General features: G+C 72.8%; 9 protein-coding genes. 6 read left to right on the forward strand and 3 right to left on the reverse strand.

The window, feature by feature from the left end:
- The first annotated feature begins 158 nt into the window (after positions 1-158).
- Positions 159-1,487, forward strand: a complete 1,329-nt coding sequence (locus ACZ3IJ_RS35435) for a class I SAM-dependent RNA methyltransferase (RefSeq protein WP_467475213.1) — start codon at positions 159-161, stop codon at positions 1,485-1,487.
- A 42-nt stretch (positions 1,488-1,529) separates the two neighbouring features.
- Here ACZ3IJ_RS35435 and ACZ3IJ_RS35440 read toward each other — a convergent pair whose 3' ends face one another.
- From ACZ3IJ_RS35440 to ACZ3IJ_RS35450, 3 genes are all read right to left on the reverse strand, one after another.
- A complete protein-coding gene (locus ACZ3IJ_RS35440) occupies positions 1,530-1,727 on the reverse strand; it encodes a hypothetical protein (protein ID WP_467475215.1) in 198 nt (65 codons plus the stop codon).
- A gap of 10 nt (positions 1,728-1,737) precedes the next feature.
- A complete protein-coding gene (locus ACZ3IJ_RS35445; protein WP_467475217.1) occupies positions 1,738-2,520 on the reverse strand; it encodes a MerR family transcriptional regulator in 783 nt (260 codons plus the stop codon).
- Positions 2,521-2,594: 74 nt separating this feature from the next.
- On the reverse strand, positions 2,595-3,383 hold the full coding sequence (locus tag ACZ3IJ_RS35450; protein WP_467475219.1) for an AfsR/SARP family transcriptional regulator: 789 nt from the start codon (positions 3,381-3,383) through the stop codon (positions 2,595-2,597).
- A 218-nt stretch (positions 3,384-3,601) separates the two neighbouring features.
- On the opposite strand from ACZ3IJ_RS35450, the gene ACZ3IJ_RS35455 reads away from it, so the two are divergent.
- The 5 genes from ACZ3IJ_RS35455 to ACZ3IJ_RS35475 all read left to right on the forward strand — a co-directional run.
- Entirely contained in the window at positions 3,602-4,423 is an 822-nt protein-coding gene (locus tag ACZ3IJ_RS35455) for an AfsR/SARP family transcriptional regulator (RefSeq protein ID WP_467475221.1), read from the forward strand.
- 280 nt (positions 4,424-4,703) lie between these two features.
- A complete protein-coding gene (locus tag ACZ3IJ_RS35460; RefSeq protein ID WP_467475222.1) occupies positions 4,704-5,486 on the forward strand; it encodes a sirohydrochlorin chelatase in 783 nt (260 codons plus the stop codon).
- A 797-nt stretch (positions 5,487-6,283) separates the two neighbouring features.
- Positions 6,284-6,550: an acyl carrier protein gene (locus ACZ3IJ_RS35465; RefSeq protein ID WP_071369419.1), complete on the forward strand. Its 267-nt coding sequence runs from the start codon at positions 6,284-6,286 to the stop codon at positions 6,548-6,550.
- Complete coding sequence (locus ACZ3IJ_RS35470; protein WP_467475223.1) at positions 6,534-7,520, forward strand: thioesterase domain-containing protein; 987 nt, start codon at positions 6,534-6,536, stop codon at positions 7,518-7,520. The genes ACZ3IJ_RS35465 and ACZ3IJ_RS35470 overlap by 17 nt, the downstream gene beginning before the upstream one ends.
- Positions 7,517-11,238 (forward strand): beta-ketoacyl synthase N-terminal-like domain-containing protein (locus ACZ3IJ_RS35475; RefSeq protein WP_467475224.1); only part of this gene is annotated, 3,722 nt, incomplete at its 3' end. The genes ACZ3IJ_RS35470 and ACZ3IJ_RS35475, both read left to right, overlap by 4 nt.

Below are 11,238 nucleotides of genomic sequence, written 5' to 3' on the forward strand. Positions count from 1 at the left end.
TTGGGGGGGTTGCCCGCGCCTGTACTTCCCGGGGGGGGTTGGGGGGCCCCGCCCCCCCGTGTAATCGCCCCCCCCCCCCCCCCCCCCCGGGGGGCCGGGGGGGGGGGGGCGCCCGCCCGCCCCCCCCCACCTCTCTCATTCTCTGGAGTCACCCCGTCATGCAGAACGCGCCCGTTGCTTCGTTGGTCGGGGAAGAGTACGAGGTCGAGGTCGGCCCGGTGGCCCACGGAGGCCACTGCATCGCGCGTACGGAGGGCGGCCGGGTCCTCTTCGTCCGCCACGCGCTGCCGGGTGAGCGGGTCGTCGCGCGGGTCACGGAGGGCGAGGAGACGTCCCGCTACCTGCGCGCGGACGCGGTCACGATCCTGGAGGCGTCCAAGGACCGGGTGGAGGCGCCCTGCCCGTTCGCGGGCCCGGGCAAGTGCGGCGGCTGCGACTGGCAGCACGCCAAGCCGGGCGCCCAGCGCCGGCTCAAGGGCGAGGTCGTCGCCGAGCAGCTCCTGCGCCTGGCCGGGCTCACGCCCGAGGAGGCCGGCTGGGACGGCACCGTCATGCCGGCCGAGGGCGACAAGCTCCCGGCGGGCGAGGTCCCGCAGTGGCGCACCCGGGTCCAGTACGCCGTGGACACCGAAGGCCACGCGGGCCTGCGCAAGCACCGCTCGCACGAGGTCGAGGTGATCGACCACTGCATGATCGCTGCGCCGGGGGTCTCCGAGCTCGGCATCGAGAAGCGCACCTGGGAGGGCATGGCCTCCGTCGAGGGGATCGCGGCCTCCGGCTCCGGCGACCGCCAGGTCATCCTGACCCCCCGCCCGGGCGCCCGCCTGCCCCTCGTCGAACTGGACAAGCCGGTCTCGGTCCTCCGCGTCGACGAGAAGGACGGCGGTGTCCACCGCGTCCACGGCCGCCCCTTCGTCCGCGAGCGCGCCGACGACCGCACGTACCGCGTCGGCAACGGCGGCTTCTGGCAGGTCCACCCGAAGGCCGCCCAGACCCTCATGCTCGCCGTCATGCAGGGCCTCACCCCCCGCAAGGGCGACACGGCCCTGGACCTCTACTGCGGCGTCGGCCTCTTCGCGGGCGCGATCGCCGACCGCGTCGGCGACCAGGGCGCGGTCCTGGGCATCGAGTCCGGCAAGCGCGCGGTGGAGGACGCCCGCCACAACCTGGAGGCCTACGACCGGGTCCGCATCGAGCAGGGCAAGGTCGAGACCGTCCTCCCGCGCACCCGCATCTCCGAGGTCGACCTGATCGTCCTCGACCCGCCCCGCGCGGGCGCCGGCAAGCAGACGGTCAAGCACCTCGCGGGCCTCGGCGCCCGCCGCATCGCCTACGTGGCCTGCGACCCGGCGGCCCTGGCCCGCGACCTCGCCTACTTCAAGGACGGCGGCTACCGGGTACGGACGCTGCGCGTGTTCGACCTCTTCCCGATGACGCATCACGTCGAGTGCGTCGCGATTCTGGAGCCGGTGAAGAAGGACGCCTGAGCCGGGGCTTCTCGGACTTCACCGCCCCGCACGTGGGAGCGGTCAGGCGAAGAGCTGATCCAGCATCGCCTCCCCGGCCGGTACCCGCCAGGCCGGCAGCCGGATCGTCCGGGTCACCGGTGCCGGCTTCGCTCCCCGGCCGCCGGACGGCAGCCCCATCAGCAGGTCGCCGCGCGCGTGGGCGAGCCGCAGACGGCGGGCAGGATCCTGCCCGGGGAGGGGGCCCGTGTCGATGAGCACCGCCGTGTTCTCAACACCGCCCGTGGGTCCGCGGCGAACGCGGGGCGCCCGTCGGCCCTGTCCTCGACCAGGCGAACAGCTCGCTCAGCATTCCGTCCGCGCCCTCCGGGGCGCGGACGGTGAGTTGGAGCGATGACGGGGTCAGGTGCAGGGTGAAGTCGAAGAACGGGCAGCAGCTCTGTTCGGCTGTGGCCAGGGCGGCCATGCGGGCGGCGAGGTCCTCGTGGGGTGGGAAGGAGAGGCGTACGCCGTCTTCGGTCCGCTCCTGGTGGTGGGCCTTCGAGACGAGGTCTCGCCATCGCCCGGTGCGTTCGTCCAGGGACGGGCCGTCCAGGGTGCACATGACGGGGGTGTGCCGCCGTGCCTCGTGCTGCGGGGACTCCGGCGGGCCGGTCCGCGTGCAGCCGCAGTCCGGGCCGCACGCTCCCGCCGGGGCGGGGCCGGACAGGGTCGTCCGGGCGCCGGTCAGCCGGTCCGAGAAGGCGCGCAGGTCCGCGACCCGGTCGTCCGTGTCCCGGATCCGGCTCGTGACCAGGGGCAGCAGCCGTGCCCGTACGGATGCGCACACACCCTCCTCGCGTGCGTCGAGGAGCTCACGGATCTCGTCGAGGGCCAGGCCGAGGAGTTTCGCCGAGGTGATGAAGGCCAGCCGGTCCACGGCTTCGTCGTCGTACACCCGGTACCCCGACGCGGTCCGCTCCGCCGGCAGCAGACCGGCGGTCTCGTAGAAGCGCAGCGTGGTCGCCGGTACACCGGAGCGTGCGGCGAGCTGCGAGATGCGGTAGGTCGCCATGTCTCCGACGGTAGACCTTCGACCCGACTCGAAGGTCAAGCCCAGGGCCCGAGCCGGCGCCCGGGCCCCGCGGGTCAGCGGACCAGGACCGGCCTCGAGCGGGGGGTGGGAGTGGGCTCCTCGTGGAGGATCACGCGGAGCGTGTCCTTCAGGCGGCGGGAGGGCTCGATGCCCAGGTGGTCGGTGAGCTGGCGGCGGGCGCTGTGGTAGGTCTCCAGCGCCTCGGCGCGGCGGCCGACGTGGTAGAGGGAGAGCATCAGCATCTCGGTGATCTTCTCGCGCCACGGGTGGACCACGCTGATCGCGCGGAGCTCCCCGATGGCCTCCTCCGTGCGGCCGCAGTGGAGCTTGAGTTCCAGGCGGGTCTCTTGGGCGGTGAGGTACTCCTCCTCCAGCTGGACGGCCATGCTGTGGCAGAGCGGGCTGTTGCCGACGTCCTGGAGGGGCTTGCCGCGCCACAGGGCCAGGGCGGAGTCCAGGAGATCGACGGCGCGGCCCGGGTCGGTGGCGGCGACGCGCCGCGCCTCCGCGGTGCGGCAGCGGAAGGTGTGCATGTCGACGGCGCTCGGATCGACCTTCAGGACGTAGCCGGCCGAGTGGGTGACCACGGGCGGGGTCGCGTCGGAGGAGTCGGACAGCCGGCCGAGCGTGCGGCGGAGGCGGGACACCTGGGCCTGGAGGGCGTTGTGGGCCGTGTGGGGCGGATCGTCGCCCCAGAGCTCGTTGTAGAGCTGCTCGTTGGTGAGGAGCCGTCCGTCCGCCAGGAGCAGGGAGGCGAGGAGGATGCGCTGCCGGTGACCGGCGACAGGGGTCAACTCGTTGTTCGTGACGATTCCGACCGGTCCGAGGATGGTGAATCTCATGGGGGAAGCCTCACACGGCCCCGGTTGCCGGTACTTGAGACGCGTCTGATGCCCCTCTGGGCTTTCGCTGGAGTCGAGATTCAGCCAAAGCGATCACGTTGCCGTTCACGGCCTATTGGTGACCGGATCACTACTGGAATTTGATCGTCCCTGCCAGCATCGAAGTGCTTACTGGTCGGGGGGGAGTTGGCTCAGTGGAGATCAAGTTGTTGGGTACGTTGACCGCTGATCTGGGCGGTACGACGTGGACACCGAGCGCCGCCAAGCACCGGCAGGTGCTGGCCCTGCTGGCGCTGCGGGCGGGGCACACGGTGCCGATGTGGGAGCTGATCGACGAACTGTGGGGCGACAGCCCGCCGCGCAGCGCCCAGGCGACGTTGCAGACGTACATGATGCAGCTGCGCCGCGCGATCACCGCCGCCGGCGTCAAGAGCGGGACGGAGTGCCGGGTCAAGGAGATCCTCGCGACCACGCACGGCGGATACGTCCTCAACATCCGTCCCGGGTACGTGGACGCGCTGGAGCACGAGAGCCTGGCCGCGGCCGGTCTGGCGGCGGCGCGCCGCGGCGACCACCCGCGCGCCTCCGAGCTCCTCAACCAGGCCATCTCGCTCTGGCGGGGCAACGCCCTCTCGGACGTCGCCCAGGGCCCGCCGCTCAAGGTCGAGACGCTGCGGCTCGAGGAGTCGTGCCTCAGCGTCCTGGAGACCTGCGTCGCCGTCGACCTGGCCTCGGGGCACACCGCCGAAGTCCTCAGCAGGCTCACGGAACTGACGGCCCGCTACCCGATGCACGAGCGGTTCCATCTTCAGCTGATGGTCACCCAGTATCAGGTCGGGCGGATCTGGCAGGCCCTGGAGACGTACCGGAGGCTGCACACCCGCCTCGTGACGGAGCTGGGGCTCGAACCGTCCGAGGCCGTCCGCGACGCGCATCAGCGCATGCTCCGCCGGGACCCCACCCTCACCCTCGACGTGGCCGGAAACGGGGGCTCCGTGGTACGGGGAGAGTCGCCCTTCGGCCAACTGCGCAGCGCCTGAACCTCCGACTCCGCCTCGCCCCGTCTTTGCACCCGCGTCCACGCGTGTGATCGTGCACGCGATCGTGGACGCCTCGGCGGGCGCGTGCGGTCGGCACCCGGAGACGGGCCGGTGGTGCCCACCGGCCCGTTTCGCCGTCCCGTCGCCCCGCCGTCGTACCGCGCCCGTCCGGGCTCCGCCGCCGGCCGGTCAGCGCACCGTCAGTGGCGTGTGACCGGCCTGGCCTAGCGTGCCGGGCGCGGCGGAACCTCCCGTCGTACGGGGACCCAGGAGGTGGCGGATGCCCGCCGGTCGCATGCTCGCCCCGCACGGACCGTACGCCCGGCCCACCGTACGTGCGGCGGGACCGGACGGGGCGGCCCTGCTCCTCGTGGCCCACGGCAGCCGCGACCCCCGGCATGCGGCGACCCTGCGCACCCTCGCCGACGGCGTCCGGTCCCTCGCCGGCCTGCCGACCGGGATCGCGTTCCTGGAGTTCGACCGGCCGGGTGTCGCCGACGCGCTGGGCGCCGTCGTCGCCGCGGGCGCCGACCGGGTCGTCGTCGTCCCCCTCCTGCTCTCCCGCGCCTACCACGCCATGACGGACCTCCCCGCGGCGCTGGCCGGAGACCCGGGCGTGCCCGTGCACACGACCGACGTCCTCGGCGGATCGCCCCTGCTCGTCGCCGCGCTCGAACGGCGGCTCGCGGAAGCCGGGGTGGGGGCCTCCGGACGGGACTCGACCGGTGTCGTCGTCGCCGCGACCGGTTCGCGCGACGCCGGCGCCCGCGCGTCCGTCGCCGCCGTCGCGCGAGCGCTGCGGCGGGCCGGGCGGCGCGACGTCCTTCCCGCGTACGTCACCGGTCCCGGTCGTCGCCCCGGCGAGGCCGTACGCGAGCTGCGTGCCCGAGGGGCGCGGCGGGTGGCCGTCGCCCCGTACGTCCTCGCCCCCGGGCTCCTTCCCGACAGGATCGCCGCCGAGGCGGCCGAGGCCGGGGCGGACGTCGTGGCCGCGCCGCTGGGCGCCGCCCCTGAGCTCGTACGGCTCGTCGTCGAGCGGGGGGTGGGGGCGGTCGCCGGGTGAGGCGTACGCCTCCGGGGCCGCGCGCTCGTCCGTACCTTCACCGGCAGGCAGGACGCGTTCTCGGCCGGAAGAATTCAGACGCTTGTCGGCAGGGCTCAAGGGACTGGTCCCACAGTTCCCCGTGGAGAGCCACGGACACGCCGTGCCCTTTGTTGTCGGGCGGAATTCATCAAGGTCTATTCCAATGGGTCCGAGCAGGCGCGGCCGGAATTTTTTACTTGTCGGACCCTCGGATGTCACCGCAGTCGCCATCGCATGTGACAGGGCGCGACCGAATTACCGGGACATGCCCGCGCCGGCCGGTGCACGGTCTGTCCGGCGGGCGATTCGGAGCATGTGAGGGCGAGGTTAATTCTCCATGGAATTCCCTGCGCCCTTTCCCATCGTACGAAACCGCCCGGACGGCGCGCTGAGCGGCCTCTGACGCGCCGCTGACATCCGGAAAGAGCTTCGGACCAGGCTCGATGGGGTCACCAAGGCTGTTTCCGCCGGGTCGTCTGCGCACGGCGGGGTGCGGCACGTGGGTGCGCGGGGCGGAATCCCCGTGTCGTTCCTGGTCGGCCCGGCTGTCATGGGCCGCTGTCGTCGCCGCGCCGGCCATGGACGGCGCACCGGAAATGGGAAGGCGTTTACCAAAGGGTGTGTTGCACAATCGGTGACGCTCTCCCTAGGCTTTCGAACTGCGAGCGGAGGCCTGACCGCTCATTGTTCTCTCACGTAGACCTGTGCACCCCGGAAGCCCAATTCAGCGGCGTCCGGGGTGGCAGGTGCGTGCAGGTTCTAGAAAGGAACAGGTAATGGTCAAGGTCACGGCCGGCGAGGTTCAGGAATGGCTTGTGCAGAAGATCGCGGACCGGTTGGGTGAAGACCCGTCGAGTATTTCTCCCGGACAGTATTTCGACGAGCTCGACCTCGACAGCACCGAGGCGCTCGTCATCGCCGGCGAGATGGAGAACTGGCTCGGGTTCGAGCTGGGCACGACGGCGCTCTGGTACCACCCGACCATCGAGGCCCTGTCGGCACACATCGCCGAGGAGAGTGCTCAGCGTGGCGCCGCGGCCTAGCAGAGCGGCCGCCGCACAGGTGCTGGTACGTCACCGGGCGACCCCGCCCGGTGGCCGTACCGTCTACGCCGTCCACCCCGGCGCCCTGCCGGTCGTGACCTGGGCCAACCTGGCCGGGGCACTGCCGCAGGACACGGGGTTCGTCGTGCTCGACGTCGGCGCGGTCCCCGCCTATCTGCAGGCGGCGATGGATCCCGGCGCGTCCGACCTGACCGTCGACCGCCTGATCGACATCCTGATCGACGCCTACCGCGCGGACCGCGCCGACGTCGGGCACCACGGGGCCGCCGGTGGTCCGGCCGGGCCCGTCACCTTCGTCGGCTGGTCCTTCGGCGGAGTCCTGGCGCACGGGATGACGGAGCGCCTGAAGCCGGAGGAGAGGCCGGACGGCATCGTGCTGCTCGACAGCATCGCGCCGACGGAGACGTACACGTACGCGGAGGACGACTACGTCGACCCTGTGATCGTCCTGCGCTGGTTCGCGATGTTCCTCGGCGCCAAGCGCGGCAGGGAGGTGCCCTTCCAGGCCCCGCCGGTCTCCCCGGACTCCGCGTCCGCCGCGGTCCCGACCTCGACCGTCGGCGCCGACCACGTCGTCGCCGGCCTCGAGCGGCTGCTCAGGTCCGCCGTGACGTGCGGCGCGCTGCCCGAGGGGACGCCGGTGCAGAGCATCCGGAAGCTGTTCGACGCCTATATGGCGGGGCTCCTGCGCAACAACAGGCTGACCTCCACCTACCGTCCGCAGCCCGCCACCGTGCCCCTCACCCAGATCAAGGCTCAGCACAGCCTGATCCCCTCCGACCCGACCCTCGGTTGGGCCGACCTGGCCGATCGCACGGTGGAGGCGCACTCCGTGCCCGGCGACCACTACACCATGCTGATCCGCCCGGACGCCTCGCGGGCCATCGCCGGTCTGATCCCGGCCGCCCGGCCTCCACAGCTCGTCACGACCCGGAGGGACACCCAGTGAACGAATTCCAGGAACGGATGCTCGACCGCAGACTGGCCAGGGACCCCATCGCCATCGTCGGCCTGTCCGGGCTCTTCCCGAAGTCGCAGAACGTACGGGAGTTCTGGGCCAACGTCGTGGCCGCGGCCGACTGCACCACCGACGTGCCCGCCGGGCACTGGGACGTCGACGAGTTCTACGACCCCGACCCTTCGGTGCCCGACAAGACCTACGCCCGGCGCGGCGGCTTCATCCCCGACGTGCCCTTCAACCCCCTCGAGTTCGGCCTCCCGCCGAACACGCTCGAAGTGACCGACGTGCTCCAGCTGCTGAGCCTCACGGTCACCCGCGACCTCCTCAAGGACGCCGGCTCCGACCAGGGGTGGTACGACCCGAAGCGCACCGGCGTGGTGCTCGGCATCACGGGCGCCAACCAGCTGACCCAGCCCCTCACCGCCCGCCTCCAGAGCCCCGTGCTCAAGGAGGTGGTCAGGAGCTGCGGACTCTCCGAGCGTGACGCCGAGGAGATCGCCGCCAAGTTCCGCATGGCGTACGCCCCGTGGGAGGAGAACTCCTTCCCCGGCATGCTCGGCAACGTCGTCGCCGGCCGGATCGCCAACCGGTTCGACCTCGGCGGCATCAACATGACGATCGACGCCGCCTGCGCCAGCTCGCTCGGCGCGGTCCGCACGGCCGTCAGCGAGCTCCTGGAGGGGCGCGCCGACACGATGCTGACCGGCGGCTGCGACGCCGAGAACACGATCTTCATGTACCTCTGCTTCAGCAAGACGCCCGCGCTCTCCAAGTCCGGGCGGATCCGCCCGTTCGACACCGAGGCCGACGGGACGCTGATCGGTGAGGGCATCGGCATGCTCGCGCTGCGCCGCCTCGCGGACGCCGAGCGCGACGGCAACCAGGTGTACGCGGTCATCCGTGGCCTCGGCACCTCCAGCGACGGACGCTTCAAGTCCATCTACGCCCCCCGCAAGGAGGGTCAGATGGAGGCGCTGCGCCGCGCCTACCAGGACGCCGACGCGGCCCCCGACAGCATCGAGCTGTTCGAGGCGCACGGCACCGGCACGGCGGTCGGCGACGCGACCGAGCTGAGCGCGCTCACCGAGGTGGTCGCCAAGGACGGCGGCGAGCGGGGCTACGCCGCCATCGGCAGCGTGAAGTCCCAGATCGGCCACACCAAGGCGGCGGCCGGCGCTGCCTCGATGATCAAGCTCGCCTTCGCGCTGCACCACAAGGTGCTGCCGCCCACCATCAACGTGGACCGGCCCAACGCGGCCTTCGGCACGGACAGCCCCTTCTACGTCAACACCAAGACCCGGCCGTGGATCCGCGACCCGAAGCGCCCGCAGCGGCGGGCGGCGCTCTCCGCGTTCGGCTTCGGCGGCACCAACTTCCACGCCGTGCTCCAGGAGCACGGCGACGGCGACGACCTGGAAGTACGCTTCCCGGTCGCCCGCGTCCACCTCTGGCACGCGGCCGGACCGGAGGCCCTCGCGGACGCCCTCGCGGCGAAGACGCCGCCCACCGGGGGACCGGTCCCCGCGACGCACGCCCGGGTGGCGTTCGTGGCCCGCGACGAGGCCGAGGCCGACGCGCTGCGCGAACTCGCCGTCGGCGAACTGCGCGCCCGTGCGGACCGCGACGCCTGGTCCCACCCCAAGGGGGTCCACTACCGGCGCTCCGCCGGCGAGACGGGCCGGGTGGCCGCGCTCTTCGCCGGACAGGGCAGCCAGTACGTCGACCCGGGGCTGAGCGCCGTACTCGCGCTGCCCCCGCTGCGGTCCTCCTTCGACCGCGCCAACCGGCACTTCCGTGAGGACACCCCGCTGTCCCGGGTGGCGTTCCCGCCGCCGCTCGTCGACGACGAGGGCCGGGCGGAGCAGGAGGCCGCGCTGCGCGCCACCGCCTACGCCCAGCCCGCGATCGGCGCGCTCTCCGCCGGACACTTCCGGTACCTCACCGAACTCGGCTTCGAGGCCGAGGGGTTCCTCGGCCACAGCTTCGGCGAACTGACCGCCCTGTACGCGGCCGGAGCGTACGACGAGGACACCCTGCACCAGCTGGCCCGCGCCCGCGGACGTGCCATGTCGCCCGCCTCCGGGCACGCGGCGGAGGACACCGGCGCGATGGCCGCCGTGTTCGCCCCCGAGGAGCGCGTCGCCGAACTCCTCGCGGACCGCGCGGACCTGCGGGTCTGCAACCGCAACGCGCCCGACCAGATCGTGGTCGGCGGAGCCACCGCCGAGATCGACCGTCTGGTCGAGGCCGCCGGCCTCGCCGGGGTGCGCGCCCGGCGGCTGCCGGTCTCCGCGGCCTTCCACACCCCCTTCGTCGCCCACGCCGTCGACGACTTCCGGGCCGCCGTCGACACCGTCGACATCGGTGTGCCGCGCGGGCGGGTCTACGCGAACAGCCCCGGCGCCGCCTACGGCACGGACGTCGCCGACAACCGCCGGGTCCTCGCCGAACAGCTCGTCAACCCGGTGGAGTTCGCGACCCGCGTGGAGGAGATGTACGCCGACGGCTTCCGGGTCTTCGTCGAGTTCGGCCCGCAGTCCGTCCTCACGGGTCTCGTCGGGCGCATCCTGGGCGACCGGCCGCACACCGCGATCGCCCTCGACGGCGGACCCGGCAAGGACGCCGACCTCACCCTCAAGCAGTCCGTGGCCCGGCTCGCGGTGCTCGGCCTCCCGGTCGCCGTCACCGACCGGTACGCCGCCGCCGTCGAGGAGCCCGTCGTCACCAAGGGCATGTCGTTGATGCTCAACGGCATCAACTACGTGTCCCCGGAGCGCCGGGCCGCCTACCAGGACGCCCTGTCCAACGGCTACCGCGTGCCCGTGGCCGCCGCGGGCGCCGTGGCGACCGGGGCCGTCGCACCGAGCCCGTCCGCCGTCGCACCGAGCCCGTCCGCCGCGCCTCCCGCCGTACCGGCGGCGCGCCCGGCGGAGGCGGCGGTGGTACGTGCGGAGCTCCCGGCCCCGAGCCTCCCGCAGGCCGCCCCGGTGCGGGCGACGGAGCAGCCCCTCCCCGAACCGGCCCGGGCCGCGCCGCCGGTCACCGGCACCGCGGCGGGGAACGCCCGTATCCCTTCGGATGCCCTGCCCCCTGCTCAGGAGAACGAGCACATGCCCAGTGATCGCTTCACGGAACTCCTCTCGGACCATCTCTCCCTCCACGACGAGTACCTCAACGGCCAGCTGCAGAGCGTCGAGCGCCTCACGCACATCCTGGAACGCGCCGCCGATCAGGGGCAGTTGGATCAGGTGCTGCCGGGTGTGAGCTCCGTCAAGGAGCACGGCCTCGCGATCGGGCGCACCCACGCGCACGCCAACGACGTCCTGCGGCAGCTGGCCCAGCTGGAGATGGGCGGCGCGGCCACCGCGGCCCCCGCACGTCACGCCCCCGTGCCGTCCGTGCCCGCGCCGAGGCCCGTCGCGGAGGCGCCGGCCCTGCCGGAGCCGCCGGTCCTGCCGGAGCCGCCGGTCCTCCCGGCGCTGCCCCCGGGCTGGACCCCGCCCGTGCCGGTCGCCACCCCGGCGCCGGAGGCCGCTCCCGCTCCCGCCCCGGCTCCCGCGCCCGCTCCCGAGCCTGCCCCGGCCGCCCTCGCGCCCGCCACCGCCTCCGCTCCGGCTGTGTCCGCTGGTGTGGATGCGGGGACGGTGCGGTCGGTGTTGTTGGAGGTGGTGGCGCAGAAGACGGGTTATCCGGCGGAGATGCTGGA

This window comes from Streptomyces sp. NPDC013317, assembly GCF_055563155.1.

What these genes read in the sequence shown, in the direction of transcription:
- ACZ3IJ_RS35445 (WP_467475217.1), bottom strand. Translation starts at nt 2,520, where the DNA reads ATGGCGACCTACCGCATCTCGCAGCTCGCCGCACGCTCCGGTGTACCG.
- ACZ3IJ_RS35465 (WP_071369419.1), top strand. Translation starts at nt 6,284, where the DNA reads ATGGTCAAGGTCACGGCCGGCGAGGTTCAGGAATGGCTTGTGCAGAAG.
- ACZ3IJ_RS35435 (WP_467475213.1), top strand. Translation starts at nt 159, where the DNA reads ATGCAGAACGCGCCCGTTGCTTCGTTGGTCGGGGAAGAGTACGAGGTC.
- ACZ3IJ_RS35460 (WP_467475222.1), top strand. Translation starts at nt 4,704, where the DNA reads ATGCCCGCCGGTCGCATGCTCGCCCCGCACGGACCGTACGCCCGGCCC.
- ACZ3IJ_RS35450 (WP_467475219.1), bottom strand. Translation starts at nt 3,383, where the DNA reads ATGAGATTCACCATCCTCGGACCGGTCGGAATCGTCACGAACAACGAG.